Raw genomic sequence first — 18,832 nt, forward strand, 5'->3', positions numbered from 1 at the left:
AGTATAACCAGCTTGGTTGGGACGAGGGTTCAGAAACTGCGACGCTGCTCACACTTGACCATATTGCTGCCCATGGCGCAGCCAGCGGTCGAGCAGCGGACTGACGTGCGTCGGCCAGCGTTCGAGCAACGCTTGCGCAGCATCGCGCACGGCGGGCAGCAGATCGGCGTCGCGCATCAGGTCGGCGACTTTGAATTGCAGCAGGCCGGTCTGGCGGGTGCCGAGCATTTCGCCGGGGCCGCGCAGCTCAAGGTCTTTCTCGGCGATAACGAAGCCGTCGTTGGTCTCGCGCATGATGCCGAGGCGCTGACGACCGATCTGTGACAGCGGCGGATGGTAGAGCAGCACGCAATGGCTGGCCGCGCTGCCGCGTCCGACCCGACCACGCAACTGGTGCAGTTGCGCCAAGCCGAGGCGCTCAGGGTTTTCGATGATCATCAGACTGGCGTTAGGCACATCGACGCCGACTTCAATTACCGTGGTCGCGACCAGCAGTTGCAGGTTGCCGGCCTTGAATTCGGCCATGACGGCGGCTTTCTCCACCGGTTTCATACGGCCGTGGATCAGCCCGACTTTCAACTCGCCGAGGGCGAGGGTGAGGTCTTCGAAAGTGGTTTCGGCGGCCTGGCAGGTCAGCTCTTCGGATTCTTCAATCAGGGTGCAGACCCAATAGGCCTGACGACCTTCGGCGCAGGCACCGCGCACGCGTTCGATGACTTCGACGCGGCGCGTGTCGGTGACCAGCACGGTGTTGACCGGGGTGCGACCGGGCGGTAATTCGTCGAGGATCGAGGTGTCGAGGTCGGCATAGGCGCTCATCGCCAGCGTGCGCGGAATCGGCGTGGCGGTCATGATCAATTGGTGCGGACACATGCGCCCGCCAACACCTTTCTGCCGCAGTGCCAGACGTTGCTGCACGCCAAAGCGGTGCTGTTCGTCGATGATCACCAGCGCCAGATTCTTGAACTTCACTTCGTCCTGAAACAGCGCGTGCGTGCCGACCACCATCGGTGTGCCGCTGGCGATCTGTTCCAGCGCGGCGACACGGTTCTTGCCTTTGAGCTTGCCCGCCAGCCACGCGACTTCGATGCCCAGCGGTTCGAGCCAGCGCTTGAAGGTGATGAAATGCTGCTCGGCGAGAATCTCGGTCGGCGCCATCAGCGCGACTTGATAACCAGCCTCGAGTGCCTGCAACGCAGCGAGGGCGGCGACCACAGTTTTACCCGCGCCAACGTCGCCCTGAATCAGCCGCAGCATCGGTTCGTGCTGGCTGAGGTCGTAGGCGATTTCGTTGCCGACACGCTGCTGGGCGCCGGTCGGGGCGAAGCCGAGATTGGCCAGATATTTCGGCGGCAGCTTGGTAGCTTTCGGCATGGCCGGCGCGCGCAGGGAACGCATGCTCTCGCGCAGACGTTGCTGGGACAGTTGATGCGTCAGCAGCTCTTCGAAAGCCAGGCGATGCTGCGCCCAGTGATGACCGAGCGCGAGTTCATCGACGTCGGCATCGGCGGGCGGGTTGTGCAGGTAGCGGATCGCGTCGGCGAGTGGCGCCAGTTGATAGTCCCGCGCCAGCTCGGTCGGCAGCCAGTCGGGCAGGCTGGACGGGCCGAGCAGGGTCAGGGTCTGCATGCACAGTTGGCGCAGCCGCGCCTGGGTCAGGCCTTCGGTCAGCGGGTAGACCGGGGTCAGGGTTTCATCCACTGGCGGCGGTTCGTCGCCGGTGATCGCGCGGTATTCCGGGTGGTAGATTTCCAACCCCGAAGCGCCGGGCCGGGCTTCGCCGTAGCAGCGAATCCGCGTGCCGCGTTTCAGGCCTTCTTTCTGCGCATTGCTGAAATGATAGAAGCGCAGGCTCAGCCCGCCGGTGCCGTCCTGCATGCGCACCACCAGACTGCGGCGGCGGCCCATGACCACGTCGGCGCCGCTGACGGTGCCTTCGACCACGGCGTCCTGTCCCGGTCGCAAGTGGCCGATCGGCACCACGCGGGTGCGATCCTGATAACGCAGGGGCAGGTGAAACAGCACGTCCTGGAGGTTCTCCAGACCGACCTTGGCGAGTTTCTCGGCCATGGCTTCACCGACACCCTTGAGTGCCGTCACCGATACTTGCGACAGCTCCGTCATGACGCTGACTTAACCGGCTGTGACCGGTGCCGCTGGCTTGGCCACCGAGCACAGGCGAATGGAGTCGGCGAGGATCTCGATGGCTTTCGGCCGTGGGAAGCTCGCGCGCCAGGCAATGGCCACGGTGCGGAACGGTACCGGTGCCGACAGCGGCCGCACTTCAATGACGCCCGGAGCGTAGTGATGGCTGTCGACTGCCGACAGCGGCAGGATCGAAATGCCGAGGCCGGACGCGACCATGTGGCGGATAGTTTCCAGCGAGCTGGATTCAACCGTGGTGTGGCGCGCGCCGTCGTTGCCTTTGGTCAGGGTTGGGCAGGCTTCCAACACTTGGTCGCGGAAGCAGTGACCTTCACCGAGCAGCAGCAGGCTCTTGTCGTTGAGCAGCGCGGCGTCGATGGATTCTTTCTGGGTCCACGGGTGCTGGGCCGGCATCAGGACGTAGAACGGCTCGTCGTAGAGTTGCAGGGTCAGCACATCGGCTTCGTTGAACGGCAAGGCGATGATGATCGCGTCGAGCTCGCCGTTGCGCAGTTTGTCGCGCAGCACGTGGGTGAAGTTTTCTTCGATGTACAACGGCATCTGCGGGGCGACCCGGTGCAGTTGTGGAATCAGATGCGGGAACAGGTACGGGCCGACGGTGTAGATCGCGCCGACTTTCAGCGGGGCGGTCAGCTGGTTCTTGCCAGCCTGAGCCAGCTCGCGAATGCCTTGCGCCTGCTCCAGGACTTTCTGCGCCTGGGCGACGATGCCTTCACCGACCGGCGTCACGCGCACGGCACTCTTGCTGCGCTCGAAAATCAGCACACCGAGTTCGTCTTCAAGTTTCTTCACGCCCACCGACAGGGTCGGCTGGCTGACGTGGCATTTCTCGGCGGCGTGGCCGAAATGCTGCTCTTGGGCGAGGGTAACGATGTAGCGCAATTCTGTGAGGGTCATAGCAAGCGTCCATGAAGGTGCGGGCCAAGCATACCGGCTGCAATCGATAGACGCACGTTATCAGACTGAGTGATGAGAGCGACACCGGGCAATAGCGGTTTGCCGCAGATAGATATGCAAAAGGCACCTTACGGTGCCTTCTTTAAGTGGATTCTTCCGGTTGGAGAAAATCCCTGTGGGAGCTGGCAAGCCAGCTCCCACAGGTTTTTGTAGTGCTTTAACGCCGGCGTTCGAGGGAATACACAAACGGCGCAACAATTTCGATTGTGCCATTGGTCAGCATGTCGGCCGGTGGCTTGGGCAGCGGCTGTGCGCGGCGGATCATTTCCAGGGTGGCCCGGTCCAGATCGGCGTTGCCAGAGCGGCCCACCAGTTCGAACGACAACACGTTGCCTTCAGCATCGACCACGAAACGCAGTCGGTTCAGACCTTCTTTGCCCCGTGCCTGTGCGCTTTGCGGGTACTTCTTGTACTTCTGCAAATGCGCGAGCAGGGTGCCTTGCCAACTGGCCTTGGCCGCCAATTGTGCTGGCGATGGGCCGGGCGCCGGCTGTGCTGACTTCTCGGTTGGCGCCTGGGTTGGTTGAGTGTCGGCCGGTTTTTCCTCGGAAGGTTTTTCCTTCGGTGGATCGGGCAGCTTCTTTTCGACTGGCTTCGGCGGTTTAGGCTTTGGCTTGGGTTTAGGTTTCTGCACCGCGATTTCGGCTTTCGGTGCTTCGGCCAGTTTCGGAATCGGCAGTTCTTCCACCGGAGCCGGTGGCTGCGGTGGCGTGACGACTTTCGGCGGTGCCGGCGGTGGCGGGGCCGGGAGCGGTGCCAGCTCGACCATCATTGCCTGCGGCGGCAATTCGATGGGCGGGCGGGCGGTCCAGTTCAGGGCCAGCGCGATGGCCAGCGCATGCACGCCCAGCACCACGGCCAGGCTACCGCCGTAACGCGTCAGCTTATGGCGCGTCGTGATCATTTTTTGACTGCGCTCTCAAGACCGACCAGGCCGACCTTCAGGTAACCGGCGGCGCGCAGACTATCCATCACGCTCATCAGGTCGCCGTAATCCACGCCTTTATCGGCCTGGAAGAAGATCGTCGTGTCCTTCTTGCCCTTGGTTTTCGCGTCGAGGGTGGCGCCGAGCGACGCGGCGGTCACTTCGTCTTCGCCGAGGAACAGGCGCTGGTCAGCTTTCACGCTGAGGAACACCGGTTTCTCTGGCCGCGGCGCCGGTTTGGCGGTCGAGGCTGGCAGGTCGACTTTGATGTCCACAGTGGCCAACGGCGCGGCCACCATGAAGATGATCAACAGCACCAGCATCACGTCGATGAACGGCGTGACGTTGATTTCGTGGTTCTCGGCCAGATCGTCGTCTGCGCCTTCTTTCAAATGCAGGCCCATGGCCGATTACCCCACTTTGACCATGTGCGGCTGCGAGCTGCTGCGCTCAGGCTGGTGGTCGAGATCGCGGCTGACCAGCAGCAGCACTTCTGCCGACGCATCGGACACCTGCGCCTTGTAGCCGGCGATGGAGCGGGCGAACACGTTGTAGATCACCACCGCTGGAATCGCGGCAACCAGACCCAAAGCGGTGGCCAGCAACGCTTCAGCAATACCAGGCGCCACGACGGCGAGATTGGTGGTCTGGGTTTTGGCGATGCCGATGAAGCTGTTCATGATGCCCCACACGGTACCGAACAGGCCGACGAATGGCGCGGTCGAACCGATGGTGGCGAGCACGCCGGTGCCGCTGCTCATGTTGCGGCCACAGGCGGCAACCAGACGCTCGAGGCGGAAGCTGACGCGTTCCTTGATGCCTTCTTTCTCGCGGGCGTTGGTCGACAGGTGCATTTCTTCCAGCGCATCGTGCACCAGCAGATTGGCCAGGGTGCCTGGCTTGGCAGCTGTCGCGCTGGCTTCTTTAAGGGTGGTGGCTTTCTTCAGTGCGGCGATTTCGCCACGCAGACGACGCTTGGCGCCCATCAGCTCGAAGCCTTTGGCAATCCAGATGGTCCAGGTGATGATCGAGGCGATGGCCAGACCGATCATCACGATTTTCACGATGATGTCGGCGTTCTGGTACATGCCCCATGGCGACAGGTCGTGGGCCATGCCCAGCGAGTTGTCGGCTTCAAGGACTTCAGGTGCGTCAGCGGCGCTGGCGTCGACGGCTTGCACGGGATCGGTGGCGGCCGGCGCAGCGGCGGGAGCGGTTTGCTCCTGAGCTGGCGGAGCGGCAGGTGCCTGGGCGTCAGCGAAAGCGGCGACTGGCGCGAGCATCAGGCTGAGCAACAGGGCAGCCACAGCGCTCCAGGCGCGAGGTCGTGTGGTAGGCGAAGCGGTGTTTTGATTACGTGTCATGCTGGCCGGACCTGAGATAGAAAAACGGTAATGCTCTTCCAGGCCTCGTGAGGCCGAGAACAAAAGTGGCGTGCATTATTGCAAGTAATTCTTGTTAACAAAAGTAATAGAGTATCTTTTTTTCCTTGATTGCTAGCCGCTCGTCCTGTGCCGAGGCTAGTCTGTCGCTTTGAAATGGGAGTTTATTGATGTCCGCGCCTTCTGTTCTGATTGCCGGTTGTGGCGATGTCGGCAGCCGTCTGGCCAAGCAATTGCTGGCTGAAGGCTGGGAGGTTCATGGCCTGCGCCGTGATATTTCACGTCTGCCGGATGGCGTCATCGGTGTGGCCGGTGACTTGTTCAATGAAGACTGCCCGGAGACCTGGCCGGTCGGCGCCGTGGATTATCTGGTGTATTGCGCGGCAGCCACCGAGCACGATGAGGCCGGTTATCGCGCGGCGTATGTGCAGGGTCTGCAGAACGTTTTGAGCTGGCTGGACGATTACGGGCAAGTGCCGGATCGACTGTTGTTCGTCTCCAGCAGCAGCGTTTATGGGCAGCAGGAAGGCGAGTGGGTCGATGAAACATCCGCAACTGTTGCCGCCGGGTATTCCGGGCAGGTGATGCTGGAAGCCGAGCAAGTGGCGCTGAACAGCGGCATCCCGGCGAGCATCGTGCGTCTGACCGGCATCTATGGTCCTGGCCGTGAATGGCTGCTGACGCAGGTGCGGCGTGGTTATCGCGTGGCAGTCGATCCGCCGCTGTACGGCAATCGCATTCATGCGGATGACGCGGCCGGGCTGATGGCGTTTCTGCTGGAAGCGGATCGCAAGGGTGTGACGCTGGACGATATCTACATCGGCGTCGACGATGCGCCCGCACCGTTGGCCGAGGTGGTGGGGTGGTTGCGCGAGTATCTGGGTGTTACCGAGTGGTCGGAAGACGCAAGCGTGCGTCGCACCGGCAGTAAGCGTTGCAGCAATGCACGGGCGAAAGCGCTGGGCTGGACGCCGAAATACCCAAGCTACCGCGAAGGCTACGCGGCGATCCTCGAAGGTAAATGCTGACTCCCAAACACCACAAACCACTGTGGGAGCGGGCTTGCCCGCGATGGCGCCCTGGCAGTCAACACAAGTGTTGAGTCTGATGGCCTCATCGCGGGCAAGCCCGCTCCCACAGGGTTAAGTGTTGTTCTCAGGTATGGTTACTGCTTCTCAAGCAACCACTTGCGATCGCCGGGAGTAAACGCCGGCATTTCATCCGCCAGTGCCGTGTTCACGGTCTGAAAGATTTCCAGCTCCTTGCCCTTGCGCGCAAAGATCCAGGTATTGCCCTGGCCGTTGAGCTGCAGCCACATATTGTCGTTGCCGTTGCTCATCGACGCGCAATCACCCGCCAGGCACAAGGCGTAACGATCAGCACCCGGCAGGCCGGTAACCTGGCCATCCGCCTGGAATTGCACGGTGGCGCCTTCACCCTCGCCGCTGGCGATTTTCCAGCTGCCGCCCAGGTAGGCCGAGTACAACGCGCGTTCGAAACTGGCTCCAATTGGCGCACCTTCCGGTACGGGAATCTGTGCGCGGTCGAACAGCTGCTGTGGTTCGTTTTCGCTGGCAGCCTGTTGCAACTGGCTGCCATCGCGTTTCAGTTCGCTGGCGGAGCTGCCATAGAAGTCGACTTTCCAGGCCCCGGACTGTTCGCCCAGCAGCCGTCCTTCGACTTTCTCAAAACCGTTGGTATAGCGGGCCTGACTGGCCTTGGTGTTGACGTCCCATTCCAGATTCGGGCCATAGGCCTGAAGCGCTTCGCGCAGGGGGCCGCCCTTGGATGCGGCATCGATGGCCACCTGATTGATCCAGGTGCCGCTGATGTCACGGTCGGCAGGGTCGCTGGCGCAGCCGCCGAGGAAAATGGCGAGCAGCGAGAGAGCAAGCGCTTTGCGCATGGTGGAATCCTTTCAAAACCTTTTCTTTACCGCAGAGCAGTCGGCGCAGCGTTTGAGGGCTGCGCCGCGCGCATTACTCGATGACCAGGATGGCATCCATTTCAACCTGCGAACCCTTTGGCAGGGCAGCAACGCCGATGGCGGCGCGAGCCGGGTATGGCTGGTCGAAGTACTTGCCCATGATCTCGTTGACCTTGGCGAAGTGGCTCAGGTCGGTGAGGAAGATGTTCAGTTTAACGATGTCTTTGAACGAACCGCCGGCCGCTTCGGCCACGGCTTTGAGGTTTTCGAAGACCTGAACGGTCTGGGCTTCGAAGCCTTCAACCAGTTCCATGGTTTTCGGGTCCAGAGGAATCTGGCCGGACATGTACACGGTGTTGCCAGCCTTGATTGCCTGGGAGTAGGTGCCGATGGCAGCCGGGGCCTTGTCGCTGGTGATAACAGTCTTGGTCATGTATGACTCCTTGTAATGTTGAATTTATGCACGCATGCGGGTGATGCGGATCACCCCGGTCAGTGCGCGCAGTTTCTTGATCGCGCGGGCCAGGTGCACACGGTCGTGGACGCTGACCACCAACTGGACAACGCTGATGCGACCATCGCGTTCGTCCATGCTGATTTTCTCGATATTGCCGTCGGCCGCGTTGACGCTGCTGGCCAGCAGGGCGATCAGGCCGCGCTGGTGTTCCAGCTCGACGCGCAGCTCGACATTGAATTCGCCGGTGACATCCTTGGCCCACGAGAGCTGAATGCATTTTTCCGGGTTGTGCCGGATTTCGCTGATGTTGCGGCAGTTGTCCAAGTGCACGACCATGCCTTTGCCCGCTGACAGGTGGCCGACAATCGGATCGCCCGGAATCGGCGTGCAGCATTTGGCGTAGCTGAGTACCAAGCCTTCGGTGCCGCGAATCGCCAGCGGGCCTTCCGGACTTGGCAACTGTTCGCCTTCGCCGAGCAGGCGTCGCGCCACAACATAGGCCATGCGGTTGCCCAGACCAATGTCTTCGAGCAAGTCTTCGATCAGTTCGAGGCGGTATTCGCTGAGCATGGCTTTGACGCGTTCGGCCGGGATCTTCTCCAGCGCGCTGTCGAAACCGTTCAGCACTTTGTTCAGCAGGCGTTCGCCGAGGCTGATGGACTCGGAGCGGCGTTGCAGCTTAAGCGCGTGGCGAATGTGCGTACGCGCCTTGCCGGTGACCACGAAGTTGAGCCAGGCCGGGTTCGGCCGTGCGCCGGGAGCGCTGACGATTTCGACCGTGGAGCCGCTCTGCAGCGGTTCCGACAGCGGCGCGAGACGTCGGTTGATCCGGCAGGCGATGCAGCTGTTGCCGACGTCGGTGTGCACCGCGTAGGCAAAGTCGACCGCCGTGGAGCCTTTGGGCAGCTCCATGATCCGGCCTTTGGGCGTGAATACGTAGACCTCGTCCGGGAACAGGTCGATCTTCACGCTCTCGATGAATTCCAGCGAGTTGCCGGCACGTTGCTGCATTTCCAGCACGCCTTTGACCCACTGGCGCGCGCGGGCGTGAGTGCCTTTCGGCTGCTCGTCGCCGCTGGATTTGTACAGCCAATGGGCGGCGATGCCGTTGTTGGCCATCTCTTCCATTTCACGGGTGCGGATCTGGATCTCGATCGGTACACCGTGCATGCCGAACAGCGTGGTGTGCAGCGACTGATAGCCGTTAGCCTTGGGGATCGCGATGTAATCCTTGAAGCGCCCCGGCAACGGTTTGTACAAATTATGAACAGCGCCCAGCACGCGGTAGCAGGTGTCGACCTTGTCGACGATGATCCGGAACGCATATACGTCCATGATCTCGTTGAAGGCCCGACGCTTGCCGCGCATTTTCTTGTAGATGCCGTAGAGGTGTTTCTGGCGGCCACTGACTTCGCCCTGGATCTCGTCGATCGCCAGGCAATGGCTCAGCGACTCTTCGATCTTGTTGACGATTTCCTTGCGGTTGCCCCGGGCACGTTTGACCGCCTGGTAGATCCGCGCGGAACGCATCGGGTGCATGGCCTTGAAGCCGAGGTCTTCGAACTCTATGCGAATGGCGTGCATGCCCAGCCGGTTGGCGATGGGGGCATAGATTTCGAGGGTTTCCTTGGCGATGCGTCGGCGTTTTTCGCCGGACAGCACTTCCAGCGTGCGCATGTTGTGCAGGCGGTCGGCAAGCTTGACCAGGATCACGCGAATATCGCGGGCCATGGCCATGGCCATTTTCTGGAAGTTTTCGGCCTGGGCTTCGGCTTTGGTCTCGAAATTCATCTGGGTCAGTTTGCTGACCCCGTCGACCAGTTCGGCCACGGTTTCACCGAACTGCGCTTGCAGCGCTTCTTTGGCGATCCCGGTGTCTTCGATCACGTCATGCAGCATCGCAGCCATCAGGCTCTGATGGTCCATGTGCATGTCGGCAAGAATATTTGCCACGGCAAGAGGATGCGTGACATACGCCTCGCCACTGCGGCGGCGTTGGCCGTCGTGGGCTTGTTCGGCGTAGAAATACGCTCGGCGGACCAGGTTGACCTGGTCTTTGCCGAGGTAGGCCGATAAGCGATCGGCGAGGGCGTCTATGCTCGGCATGATGACTCCTGCCGTACGTTGTGACCCTGCGCCGTGCTACGTCGACCAGGCATAGGCTTAGACGGCCTCGTTGGACTCGTCCTCGAACGCTGCGAACAGCGGTTCGTCTTCGACGATTTCAGCGTTGGCGATGAACTCGTAGCTCATCAGGCCTTCAGCGATTTCACGCAGCGCTACAACGGTAGGCTTGTCGTTTTCCCACTGAACCAGTGGCTCTTTGCCGCCGGTGGCCAGTTGACGGGCACGTTTGGTGGACAGCATGACCAGCTCAAAACGGTTTTCCACGTGGTTCAGGCAGTCTTCAACGGTTACGCGGGCCATGGTATTCCTCGGAGCGAATGCAAGATGCGCGCTGCCCGGTTGGGCGAGCGGACTGAGCAGTTTAAAAAAACACCAGCGATTAGGGAAGCGCTGATTTTTTGACCAACCTCTTCAACGCGCTGCAAGTGCCAATGTAAAGCCCTTGCAGCGGTTTTGGGAAGTGCTGTTTCAACCGAGCAATTCGGCCAACAGTTTGCCGAAACGCACCTGTTGGCGCCTCTGTTGCAGCTGATTGGCGCGGAAAATCGCCTTCAGGTCGTCCAGCGCATGGGCGAAATCGTCGTTGATGATCAGGTAGTCGTATTCGACGTAGTGGCTCATTTCGTTCACCGCTTCGCGCATCCGTCCGTCGATGATCTCGTCACTGTCCTGGCCGCGATTGGTCAGGCGCTGATGCAATGCTTGCAGCGACGGCGGCAGAATGAACACCGAGCGGGCCTGCGGCATCAGCTTGCGCACTTGCTCGGCGCCCTGCCAGTCGATTTCCAGAATCAGGTCGTGGCCTTCGTCCAGGGTCTGTTGCAGATGGCTTTGCGAGGTGCCGTAGAAGTTGCCGAACACTTCGGCGCGCTCGAGAAAATCACCGTGCTCGCCCATCTTTACAAAGTCTTCGCGGGTCACGAAGTGGTAGTTCACGCCGTCGACTTCACCAGGGCGCATGGCGCGGGTGGTGTGCGAGACCGAAACGCGGATCTCCGGAATGGCGTCAGTCAGGGCCTTGACCAGACTGCTCTTGCCCGCACCCGATGGGGCGGAAATGATGTACAGGGTGCCGGTGCTGTGGGTCATGTCGGGGTAGCCTTACTCAATGTTCTGCACTTGTTCGCGCATCTGTTCGATCAACACTTTGAGGTTGACCGCTGCCTGGGTGCTGCGCGGATCGAAGGCTTTGGAGCCCAGTGTGTTGGCTTCGCGGTTGAGCTCCTGCATCAGGAAGTCCAGCCGGCGACCGGCCGCACCGCCGGATTTGAGCACCCGGCGCACTTCGATGATGTGGGTACTCAGGCGATCCAGTTCTTCGGCCACGTCGCTCTTTTGCGCGAGGATGACCATTTCCTGTTCCAGGCGCTGCGGGTCGAGCTCGGCCTTCATGTCGGCGAAGCGGTCGAGGACCTTCTGGCGCTGGGTGGCGAGCATCTGCGGCACCAGTTCACGCAGGGTCGTCACGTCCTCTTCAATCGAGGTCAGGCGCTCGTTGATCAAGCGGGCCAGCTCTGCGCCTTCGCGCTCACGGCCGGCCTTGAGTTCTTTCAGCCCTTGATTGAACAGCGCCAGCGCTTCAGCGTTCAGCGCTTGTGGATCAGTTGCGTCGCCCACCAGCACGCCGGGCCAGGCCAGTACTTCCAGCGGATTCAGCGCCGCCGGGTTCTTGATCAGGCTCGCGATAGTTTCGGCGGCGGCGACCAGTTGCGCGGCGCGCTCGCGATCGACTTGCAGGGCTTTGCCGGTGCTTTCTTCGGTGAAGCGCAGGGTGCATTCGAGTTTGCCGCGCGACAAACCCTGGCGCAGCGCTTCACGGACGGCGCCTTCGAGGTCGCGAAACGACTCCGGCAAGCGCAGATGGGGTTCCAGGTAGCGGCTGTTGACCGAGCGCAGTTCCCAGCTCAGGGTGCCCTGGACGCCGGCTTTCTCTACGCGGGCGAAGGCGGTCATGCTGTGCACCATGGTGGTACCTCGCAATGCAGATCGGCGCAGAACTGACGTTCTGCGGCCACGATCTCAATGAATGTAAGCCGACTGGCAGCAAAGGCGCAGGATTGTAGCGCAGTGCAGCGAATGCGCCCAAACACACGGTGTGACAAAGGGCTGCAGGCCGTCGGTAATCTGCGTTTCACGGCCTTCAACCGTCGGGCCGAATTTTTAAGCAGTGCCCAGCGCGGTGCACGGCTCTATAATGCTCGGCAGTTTTCCGTCCCCAGTACAGGTATCTCCTATGAAACGTCCAAGTGGTCGCGTTGCCGATCAGCTCCGCTCGATCCGCATTACCCGCAACTACACCAAGCACGCCGAAGGATCGGTACTGGTCGAATTCGGTGATACCAAGGTCATCTGCACCGTCAGCGTCGAAAACGGCGTGCCGCGTTTCCTCAAAGGTCAGGGCCAGGGCTGGTTGACCGCCGAGTACGGCATGCTGCCGCGCGCTACTGGCGAGCGTAATCAGCGTGAAGCGAGCCGTGGCAAGCAGGGCGGTCGTACGCTGGAAATCCAGCGTCTGATCGGTCGTTCGCTGCGCGCTGCGCTGGACATGTCCAAACTGGGCGACGTGACCCTCTACGTCGATTGCGACGTGATCCAGGCCGATGGCGGCACTCGCACTGCTTCGATCACCGGCGCCATGGTTGCACTGGTTGATGCGCTGAAAGTGATCAAGAAGCGTGGCGGTCTGAAGGGCGGCGACCCGCTCAAGCAAATGATCGCCGCCGTGTCTGTGGGCATGTACCAGGGCGAGCCAGTGTTGGATCTCGACTACCTTGAAGACTCCGCAGCCGAGACCGACCTCAACGTCGTGATGACCAGCACCGGTGGCTTCATCGAAGTGCAGGGTACCGCCGAAGGCGCGCCGTTCCAGCCTGAAGAGCTGAACGCCATGCTCGAACTGGCCAAGAAAGGCATGAACGAAATCTTCGAACTGCAGACCGCCGCACTGGCTGACTGATTCGGTTCACAACCGCAAGGAGAATGCGATGAGTGATGAGCAACAGTTGCTGCCCAAGCCGAGCCAGGAGGTTCGTCAGTGGGCGATGTTTTGCCACTTGTCAGCCTTGTTGGGGTTCTGGATTCCATTCGGCAACCTGATCGGGCCGCTGATTCTCTGGCAGATGAAACGCGAGAAGGATCCGTTTATCGATGCTCAGGGCAAGGAAGCGCTGAATTTTCAGATCACTGTGGCGATTGCTTCGATGATCAGCTTCTTCCTGATGCTGTTGGTGATCGGTTTCTTCCTGCTCGGGTTGGTGGCTATTGGCGCGTTGGTGCTGACGATCATTGCCGGGGTCAAGGCTAACGAGGGCGTGCCTTATCGTTATCCGTTTACCTGGCGAGTGATCAAATAGTCTTCGGGTTTGCCTGAGATTGCCCTCACCCTAGCCCTCTCCCAGAGGGAGAGGGGACTGACCGAGCCGTCCTCTCGAGCTACATCGACCTGAGATTCCTCAATCGAACTCGAGTTTGAAAAGCACGAAGATCGGCTCCCTTTCCCACTCGCCCCCCTTGGGGGAGAGGGTTGGGGTGAGGGGGAAGCGATCTCTCAGGCGGCGCAAATCTCAAAAGTTGCCCACAAAAAAACCGACATCACTGTCGGTTTTTTTGTATCTGCGAAAAGATGCTTTAGATCGTCAGCGTCCAGTCGTAGTCCACGATCAGCGGCGCGTGCTGCGAGAAGCGTGGCTGACGCGGCAGGCGTGCGCTGCGCACGAAGCGCCGCAGGCCCGGGGTCAGTAGCTGGTAATCGAAGCGCCAGCCGAGGTTAAGCATCTCGGCCTGTTCGTTATCTGGCCACCAGCTGTACTGATCACCTTCACGGCTGACTTCGCGCAGGGCGTCGACATAACCCATGTTGCCGACAATCTCGTCCATCCAGGCGCGTTCTGGCGCCAGGAAGCCCGGAGATTGCTGGCTGTCGCGCCAGTTCTTGATGTCGAGCTTCTGCTGCGCGACGTACAGCGAGCCACAATAAATGTACTCGCGACGTTTACGCCGCTGCTTGTCCAGGTACTTGCCGAAATCGTCCATGAGCTTGAACTTCTGGTTCAAGTCTTCGTCGCCGTTCATCCCCGAAGGGAGCAGCAAAGTGGCAATACTGACTTTGTCGAAATCTGCTTGCAGGTAGCGCCCGTAGCGGTCGGCCGTCTCGAAACCGAGACCGCTGATGACAGCCTTCGGTTGCAACCGCGAGTACAAAGCCACGCCGCCTTGGGCGGGTACTTCGGCATCGCAGGCATAAAGGAAGTAGCCATCCAGTTGGAAGGCTGGGTCATCCAGTTCAAAGGCGGAGGCACGGGTGTCCTGCAGGCAGATGACGTCGGCATTCTGTGCCTGCAGCCAACTGAGCAAACCACGCTCGACTGCAGCCTGAATACCATTGACGTTCACACTGATGATCCGCATAAATGGCCCCAAAAATCGCGTGCGTGTATGATACACGGCGTCAAGCTAATTAGCTAAATCCGTGGTATTTGGGGTTTTTTTCATGCAAACGTATCAGCGCGATTTCATTCGTTTTGCCATCGATCGCGGCGTTTTGCGCTTCGGCGAGTTCACCCTGAAGTCCGGGCGCACCAGTCCTTACTTCTTCAATGCCGGCCTGTTCAACTCAGGTTCCGCGCTGGCGCAGCTGGGTCGTTTCTACGCCGCTGCCATCGCCGAAAGCGGCATTTCCTTCGACGTGTTGTTCGGCCCGGCCTACAAAGGCATTCCGCTGGCGGCGACCACCGCGGTCGCGCTGGCTGAACATCACGACCGTGATTTGCCATGGTGTTTCAACCGCAAGGAAGCCAAGGCCCACGGCGAAGGCGGCAGCCTGGTCGGCGCACCGCTGACCGGCGACGTGCTGATCATCGACGACGTGATCACCGCTGGCACCGCTATCCGTGAAGTGATGCAGATCATCGCTTCTCAGGACGGCGCCAAGGCAGCCGGCGTGCTGATCGCGCTGAACCGTCAGGAGCGTGGCAACGGCGAGTTGTCAGCGATTCAGGAAGTCGAGCGCGATTTCGGTATTCCGGTGATCAGCATTGTTTCGCTGAACCAAGTGCTGGAATTCCTCGCTGACGATCCGCAGCTCAAACAACATCTGCCAGCAGTCGAAGCCTACCGCGCGCAATTCGGCGTTTGAGAATCAAAGGCCCTGTGAAAACAGGGCCTTTTTTTCAACTCAAAATCAACGCAGCTGGTGCCATTTGGCGATGAGCTGCCAGCTCAGCCAGATGTTGAGTGCCGCGAATCCAAGTAGCGCCCAGGCCATCATTACGTAAAGCGTGCGACCCACATCGAAATTCCACAGATCCAGCGTGCTCGTGCGCACGATTTCTACGGTCGCCGGCAGGTTGATGTAGAACAGCGCCGTGAAACCGCAGCTCAATGGCAACGCGCATCCGAATAGCGTTCTGCGCACTTGTCCTCGACTGCGTTTTCTGGCCAATGGGCCTGACTGGGTTGCATCCAGCTCCAATGCCGCGCGCATTCCCGGCCACGCCAGATTGAACAGAAAAGTCGTCAGGGTCAGCAGCAAGCCACTGACCGCGACGATGTCACTGAACGGCATTCAGGCCGAGTGTCTGGCATAACAATGCGTGGGAATCTTCGCTGATCTCGAATTGCCCGGCACTGCCTTTGCGCTTGGTGATGGGTTTGAAGGTCGGCTCGTTTTGAGTGATCAGCATGTTCAGCTCATCGCGGATGACATCCGAACTGATGACCACCAGATACACGTTCTGCGCGTGCTCGGCAGACTCGACTACCGCGCGCATGCTGTGTTGCAGAATGTCGTCGAGTTGATTGCGAAAGCGCGAAACGGTGTTCTTGAGCAGGGTTTTGCTCTGGCTTTGGGTCAATTGAAAAATCGTCGATATCTGCGATTCGGTCGGCAATGTTTGCTCGAAGTAGCTTTGGATCAGATACAGCAATCGATCCTGCTTGGCTTCGTCGGCCCGGCTCGGCATGCCGCCCTCGACAAGCATTTTCAGGTATTCGGTCAAGCTCGCCTTGGCGATACGTTGCAAGGCGCCAGCGATTTGCGGATCGGTGATTCGCAGGGTTTTCTTGACCGGCTCTTTTTGCTCCAGCTCGAAAGCAGCGGCGTCTATCGTGAACGAGATCTGCATGGCTCATTCTCTCCGAGGTTATCGTCCGCTGCCGGTAGGTTTTTTGGCTGTTCCCGGATACGGGTCCTGCGGCGCATCACCTTGGCCGGTCAGTACTTTCCAGCCCTTGAGCGGGTGGGAGGCTGGCGTGAAGTCGGGGCAGGGCGGCATCGACTTATTTGACTTGCCCGAATACTCTCGGCCGCAATCCGCGCATGCGTAGGTACCTGCTGAAATGTCACTGCCATAAGGAACGTTGTCTTTTTGCATGGTAAATCTCCGGTGGATGAGGGGAAGATCCTAGGGAGATTTGTTCTGAGGCGATGTCGGACGTTTCGTTGATTTGGGTCAGACGTTTCTTGCGCGCATAAAAAAATCGCAGCCTTCGTCAGTTCCTACGGGGATTTCGTACATCCGAAATCCCGCTTTGCAGGAGCTGCCGCAGGCTGCGATCTTTTGCGTTTCAGCTATCAGGGACGCTTGCGATTGCTGATCAGCGTGCCCACACCGGTGTCGGTGAAGATTTCCAGCAGGATCGCGTTTGGTACACGACCGTCGATGATCAGCGAGCTACCAACGCCACCCTGAACGGCTTCCAGTGCGCAGCGGATCTTCGGCAACATGCCGCCGTAGATCGTGCCGTCGGCGATCAGGTCGTCGACTTGCTGCGTAGTCAGGCCGGTCAGCACCGTGCCGGATTTGTCCATCAGGCCGGCGATGTTGGTCAGCAGCATCAGCTTCTCGGCCTTCAGTGCTTCGGCAACTTTACCCGCCACCAGGTCGGCGTTGATGTTGTACGACTCGCCATTGGCGCCAACGCCGATTGGCGCGATCACCGGGATGAAATCGCCTTTGACCAGCAGGTTCAGCAGATCGGTGTTGATCCCGACCACTTCACCCACCTGGCCGATGTCGATGATTTCCGGCTGGGTCATCTCCGGCGTCTGGCGAGTCACGGTGAGTTTCTTCGCACGAATCAGCTCGGCGTCTTTACCGGTCAGGCCGATGGCGCTGCCGCCGTGACGGTTGATCAGGTTGACGATGTCCTTGTTGACCTGGCCGCCGAGGACCATCTCCACCACGTCCATGGTTTGTGCGTCGGTCACGCGCATGCCATCGATGAAGTGGCTCTCGATCGACAGGCGCTTGAGCAGATCACCGATCTGCGGACCGCCGCCGTGGACTACGACCGGGTTGATGCCCACGGCTTTCATCAAGACGATGTCGCGGGCGAAGCCGGTTTTCAGCTCCTCGCTTTCCATCGCGTTGCCGCCGTATTTGATCACCAGCGTCTTGCCGACGTAGCGGCGGATGTAAGGCAGCGCTTCGGACAGGACCTTGGCGGTGTTGGCGGCGGCTTCGCGTTCGAGGGTCATTCAGGGCTCCGGGTGAATCAGAAATCAGAACGGTAGTTGGAGATCAGGTGCAACGCGCTTCAACTGGGCGTGGAACACGTCCTTGATGCGCTGCAATTCAGCCTCGTCATCGGCCTCGAAGCGCAGCACCAGCACCGGTGTGGTGTTGGACGCGCGCACCAGGCCCCAGCCTTTGGCGTAGTCGACTCGCACGCCGTCGATGGTGGTCAGGTCAGCGCCTGCGCCCCATTGCGCGTCGTGCAATGCATCAATGATGCTGAATTTGCTCTCTTCGGTCACATGGATATTGATTTCCGGCGTAGAAATATCGTTCGGGAAGGTCGCAAACAGCTCTTCCGCGGTGGATTTTTCTTTGCTGAGGATTTCCAGCAGCCGTGCGGCACTGTAAACACCGTCGTCGAAACCGAACCAGCGTTCCTTGAAGAAGATATGCCCGCTCATTTCGCCGGCCAACAGCGCGCCGGATTGTTTCATCTTCTTTTTGATCAACGAGTGACCGGTCTTCCACATTAGCGGGCGACCGCCATATTCCTTGATCAGCGGCACCAGACGACGGGTGCATTTGACGTCGAAGATCACTTCCGCGTCCGGGTTGCGTGCCAGCACGTCGCGGGCGAACAGCATCAGCAGACGATCCGGGAAGACGATGGTGCCGGTGTTGGTCACCACGCCGACACGGTCGCCGTCGCCGTCGAAGGCCAGACCGATATCAGCGTTGGTCTCTTTGACTTTGGCGATCAGGTCGACAAGGTTTTCCGGTTTGCCCGGGTCCGGGTGATGGTTCGGGAAGTTGCCGTCGACCTCGCAGAACAGCGGGATGACTTCGCAGTTCAGCGCCTCGATCAATTGCGGGGCAATGACGCCGGCCGCGCCGTTGCCGCAGTCGACCACGACTTTCAGGCGCCGCGCCAGTTTGATGTCCTGGACGATTTCGGTGTTGTAGCGGTCGAGGATTTCGACCTGGGTCACGCTGCCCTGGCCGCTGCTCAAGTTGTTGCTCTTGAGGCGCTCGTGCAGGGCCTGGATCTGTTCGTTGGCGAGGGTGTCACCGGCGATCACGATCTTGAAGCCGTTGTAGTTCGACGGGTTATGGCTACCGGTGAGCATCACCCCGGACTTGCCGGCCAGTACGTTGGCGGCGTAGTACAGCGCAGGCGTTGGCACCAGGCCGACGTCGCTGACGTGGCAGCCGCTTTCGGCGATACCGCGAATCAATTCAGCGACCAGCTCCGGGCCGGACAGGCGCCCGTCACGGCCGACCGACACGTTTGGTTCGCCCTGGGCCAGGCTCTGCGAGCCGATGGCGCGGCCGATCCAGTAAGCGGTTTCGCCGTTCAGAAATTCCGGCACGGTGCCGCGGATGTCGTAGGCGCGGAAGATGCTGTCGGGAAGTTTCGGGGCAACGAGGGCGGGG

At 60.3% G+C, this 18,832-nt stretch carries 20 protein-coding genes and 1 pseudogene; 4 read left to right on the plus strand and 17 right to left on the minus strand.

Translation table 11 applies throughout. The annotated features are described in order from the left end of the window. Positions 1–48: 48 nt before the first annotated feature. The 5 genes from recG to exbB all read right to left on the minus strand — a co-directional run bounded on the left by recG (position 49) and on the right by exbB (position 5,412). Positions 49–2,124: an ATP-dependent DNA helicase RecG gene (recG, locus tag ACP7EE_RS04145; RefSeq protein ID WP_420649266.1), complete on the minus strand. Its 2,076-nt coding sequence runs from the start codon at positions 2,122–2,124 to the stop codon at positions 49–51. 9 nt (positions 2,125–2,133) lie between these two features. After that, positions 2,134–3,063 carry a LysR substrate-binding domain-containing protein gene (locus ACP7EE_RS04150; RefSeq protein ID WP_426206505.1) on the minus strand — a complete coding sequence of 310 codons (930 nt, stop codon included), beginning with the start codon at positions 3,061–3,063 and terminating at the stop codon, positions 2,134–2,136. 217 nt (positions 3,064–3,280) lie between these two features. Next, on the minus strand, positions 3,281–4,027 hold the full coding sequence (locus ACP7EE_RS04155) for a TonB family protein (RefSeq protein WP_426233691.1): 747 nt from the start codon (positions 4,025–4,027) through the stop codon (positions 3,281–3,283). Beyond that, positions 4,024–4,452 (minus strand): TonB system transport protein ExbD, encoded by a 429-nt coding sequence (gene exbD / locus ACP7EE_RS04160; protein ID WP_420649264.1) that lies wholly within the window; start codon positions 4,450–4,452, stop codon positions 4,024–4,026. The genes ACP7EE_RS04155 and exbD overlap by 4 nt, the downstream gene beginning before the upstream one ends. 6 nt (positions 4,453–4,458) lie before the next feature. Then, positions 4,459–5,412 (minus strand): tonB-system energizer ExbB, encoded by a 954-nt coding sequence (gene exbB, locus ACP7EE_RS04165; protein ID WP_426233693.1) that lies wholly within the window; start codon positions 5,410–5,412, stop codon positions 4,459–4,461. 188 nt (positions 5,413–5,600) lie between these two features. Here exbB and ACP7EE_RS04170 point away from each other — a divergent pair, with 188 nt between their 5' ends. After that, positions 5,601–6,458: an SDR family oxidoreductase gene (locus tag ACP7EE_RS04170; RefSeq protein ID WP_426233695.1), complete on the plus strand. Its 858-nt coding sequence runs from the start codon at positions 5,601–5,603 to the stop codon at positions 6,456–6,458. 137 nt (positions 6,459–6,595) lie between these two features. On the opposite strand, the gene ACP7EE_RS04175 is transcribed toward ACP7EE_RS04170, so the two are convergent. The 6 genes from ACP7EE_RS04175 to ACP7EE_RS04200 all read right to left on the minus strand — a co-directional run bounded on the left by ACP7EE_RS04175 (position 6,596) and on the right by ACP7EE_RS04200 (position 11,906). After that, positions 6,596–7,336: a hypothetical protein gene (locus ACP7EE_RS04175; RefSeq protein WP_426233697.1), complete on the minus strand. Its 741-nt coding sequence runs from the start codon at positions 7,334–7,336 to the stop codon at positions 6,596–6,598. Positions 7,337–7,409: 73 nt separating this feature from the next. Beyond that, positions 7,410–7,790, minus strand: a complete 381-nt coding sequence (locus tag ACP7EE_RS04180; protein WP_003229509.1) for a RidA family protein — start codon at positions 7,788–7,790, stop codon at positions 7,410–7,412. Between the two features lie 24 nt (positions 7,791–7,814). Further along, on the minus strand, positions 7,815–9,920 hold the full coding sequence (spoT, locus tag ACP7EE_RS04185) for a bifunctional GTP diphosphokinase/guanosine-3',5'-bis pyrophosphate 3'-pyrophosphohydrolase (RefSeq protein ID WP_426233699.1): 2,106 nt from the start codon (positions 9,918–9,920) through the stop codon (positions 7,815–7,817). Between the two features lie 57 nt (positions 9,921–9,977). Further along, on the minus strand, positions 9,978–10,241 hold the full coding sequence (rpoZ, locus tag ACP7EE_RS04190; RefSeq protein WP_007894670.1) for a DNA-directed RNA polymerase subunit omega: 264 nt from the start codon (positions 10,239–10,241) through the stop codon (positions 9,978–9,980). 168 nt (positions 10,242–10,409) lie between these two features. Then, positions 10,410–11,030 (minus strand): guanylate kinase, encoded by a 621-nt coding sequence (gene gmk, locus ACP7EE_RS04195; RefSeq protein WP_426206500.1) that lies wholly within the window; start codon positions 11,028–11,030, stop codon positions 10,410–10,412. Positions 11,031–11,042: 12 nt separating this feature from the next. Continuing rightward, entirely contained in the window at positions 11,043–11,906 is an 864-nt protein-coding gene (locus ACP7EE_RS04200; protein WP_426206499.1) for a YicC/YloC family endoribonuclease, read from the minus strand. Between the two features lie 268 nt (positions 11,907–12,174). Here ACP7EE_RS04200 and rph point away from each other — a divergent pair, with 268 nt between their 5' ends. Next, positions 12,175–12,897: a ribonuclease PH gene (gene rph / locus ACP7EE_RS04205; RefSeq protein WP_420649257.1), complete on the plus strand. Its 723-nt coding sequence runs from the start codon at positions 12,175–12,177 to the stop codon at positions 12,895–12,897. Positions 12,898–12,925: 28 nt separating this feature from the next. Then, positions 12,926–13,294 (plus strand): DUF4870 domain-containing protein, encoded by a 369-nt coding sequence (locus ACP7EE_RS04210; RefSeq protein WP_420649256.1) that lies wholly within the window; start codon positions 12,926–12,928, stop codon positions 13,292–13,294. Between the two features lie 274 nt (positions 13,295–13,568). Here the strand turns inward: ACP7EE_RS04210 and ACP7EE_RS04215 are convergent, their stop codons facing one another. Beyond that, positions 13,569–14,348 (minus strand): exodeoxyribonuclease III, encoded by a 780-nt coding sequence (locus tag ACP7EE_RS04215; protein ID WP_003229491.1) that lies wholly within the window; start codon positions 14,346–14,348, stop codon positions 13,569–13,571. 82 nt (positions 14,349–14,430) lie between these two features. Between ACP7EE_RS04215 and pyrE the strand changes: the two genes are divergently transcribed. Continuing rightward, complete coding sequence (pyrE, locus tag ACP7EE_RS04220) at positions 14,431–15,075, plus strand: orotate phosphoribosyltransferase (RefSeq protein ID WP_426233702.1); 645 nt, start codon at positions 14,431–14,433, stop codon at positions 15,073–15,075. Between the two features lie 45 nt (positions 15,076–15,120). On the opposite strand, the gene ACP7EE_RS04225 is transcribed toward pyrE, so the two are convergent. The 5 genes and pseudogenes from ACP7EE_RS04225 to ACP7EE_RS04245 all read right to left on the minus strand — a co-directional run. Then, positions 15,121–15,504: a hypothetical protein gene (locus tag ACP7EE_RS04225; RefSeq protein WP_426233704.1), complete on the minus strand. Its 384-nt coding sequence runs from the start codon at positions 15,502–15,504 to the stop codon at positions 15,121–15,123. Then, positions 15,491–16,063 carry a hypothetical protein gene (locus ACP7EE_RS04230; RefSeq protein ID WP_426206496.1) on the minus strand — a complete coding sequence of 191 codons (573 nt, stop codon included), beginning with the start codon at positions 16,061–16,063 and terminating at the stop codon, positions 15,491–15,493. The genes ACP7EE_RS04225 and ACP7EE_RS04230 overlap by 14 nt, the downstream gene beginning before the upstream one ends. 18 nt (positions 16,064–16,081) lie before the next feature. Next, positions 16,082–16,312, minus strand: a complete 231-nt coding sequence (locus ACP7EE_RS04235) for a hypothetical protein (protein WP_426233706.1) — start codon at positions 16,310–16,312, stop codon at positions 16,082–16,084. A gap of 200 nt (positions 16,313–16,512) precedes the next feature. Next, the gene (gene argB / locus ACP7EE_RS04240) at positions 16,513–17,418 is read right to left on the minus strand and encodes an acetylglutamate kinase (RefSeq protein WP_109626724.1); all 906 of its coding nucleotides are present in this window, start codon (positions 17,416–17,418) and stop codon (positions 16,513–16,515) included. Between the two features lie 24 nt (positions 17,419–17,442). Beyond that, positions 17,443–18,819: pseudogene (locus tag ACP7EE_RS04245) on the minus strand (phosphomannomutase/phosphoglucomutase); the annotation flags it as partial. Between the last annotated feature and the right edge of the window lie 13 nt (positions 18,820–18,832).

Source organism: Pseudomonas sp. TWP3-2, assembly GCF_049897765.1.
Classification (GTDB): Bacteria; Pseudomonadota; Gammaproteobacteria; order Pseudomonadales; family Pseudomonadaceae; genus Aquipseudomonas.

Excerpts from the sequence above, each read along its gene's own strand:
- recG (WP_420649266.1), bottom strand. The coding sequence starts at position 2,124 with ATGACGGAGCTGTCGCAAGTATCGGTGACGGCACTCAAGGGTGTCGGT.
- ACP7EE_RS04150 (WP_426206505.1), bottom strand. The coding sequence starts at position 3,063 with ATGACCCTCACAGAATTGCGCTACATCGTTACCCTCGCCCAAGAGCAG.
- ACP7EE_RS04155 (WP_426233691.1), bottom strand. The coding sequence starts at position 4,027 with ATGATCACGACGCGCCATAAGCTGACGCGTTACGGCGGTAGCCTGGCC.
- exbD (WP_420649264.1), bottom strand. The coding sequence starts at position 4,452 with ATGGGCCTGCATTTGAAAGAAGGCGCAGACGACGATCTGGCCGAGAAC.
- exbB (WP_426233693.1), bottom strand. The coding sequence starts at position 5,412 with ATGACACGTAATCAAAACACCGCTTCGCCTACCACACGACCTCGCGCC.
- ACP7EE_RS04170 (WP_426233695.1), top strand. The coding sequence starts at position 5,601 with ATGTCCGCGCCTTCTGTTCTGATTGCCGGTTGTGGCGATGTCGGCAGC.
- ACP7EE_RS04175 (WP_426233697.1), bottom strand. The coding sequence starts at position 7,336 with ATGCGCAAAGCGCTTGCTCTCTCGCTGCTCGCCATTTTCCTCGGCGGC.
- ACP7EE_RS04180 (WP_003229509.1), bottom strand. The coding sequence starts at position 7,790 with ATGACCAAGACTGTTATCACCAGCGACAAGGCCCCGGCTGCCATCGGC.
- spoT (WP_426233699.1), bottom strand. The coding sequence starts at position 9,920 with ATGCCGAGCATAGACGCCCTCGCCGATCGCTTATCGGCCTACCTCGGC.
- rpoZ (WP_007894670.1), bottom strand. The coding sequence starts at position 10,241 with ATGGCCCGCGTAACCGTTGAAGACTGCCTGAACCACGTGGAAAACCGT.
- gmk (WP_426206500.1), bottom strand. The coding sequence starts at position 11,030 with ATGACCCACAGCACCGGCACCCTGTACATCATTTCCGCCCCATCGGGT.
- ACP7EE_RS04200 (WP_426206499.1), bottom strand. The coding sequence starts at position 11,906 with ATGGTGCACAGCATGACCGCCTTCGCCCGCGTAGAGAAAGCCGGCGTC.
- rph (WP_420649257.1), top strand. The coding sequence starts at position 12,175 with ATGAAACGTCCAAGTGGTCGCGTTGCCGATCAGCTCCGCTCGATCCGC.
- ACP7EE_RS04210 (WP_420649256.1), top strand. The coding sequence starts at position 12,926 with ATGAGTGATGAGCAACAGTTGCTGCCCAAGCCGAGCCAGGAGGTTCGT.
- ACP7EE_RS04215 (WP_003229491.1), bottom strand. The coding sequence starts at position 14,348 with ATGCGGATCATCAGTGTGAACGTCAATGGTATTCAGGCTGCAGTCGAG.
- pyrE (WP_426233702.1), top strand. The coding sequence starts at position 14,431 with ATGCAAACGTATCAGCGCGATTTCATTCGTTTTGCCATCGATCGCGGC.
- ACP7EE_RS04225 (WP_426233704.1), bottom strand. The coding sequence starts at position 15,504 with ATGCCGTTCAGTGACATCGTCGCGGTCAGTGGCTTGCTGCTGACCCTG.
- ACP7EE_RS04230 (WP_426206496.1), bottom strand. The coding sequence starts at position 16,063 with ATGCAGATCTCGTTCACGATAGACGCCGCTGCTTTCGAGCTGGAGCAA.
- ACP7EE_RS04235 (WP_426233706.1), bottom strand. The coding sequence starts at position 16,312 with ATGCAAAAAGACAACGTTCCTTATGGCAGTGACATTTCAGCAGGTACC.
- argB (WP_109626724.1), bottom strand. The coding sequence starts at position 17,418 with ATGACCCTCGAACGCGAAGCCGCCGCCAACACCGCCAAGGTCCTGTCC.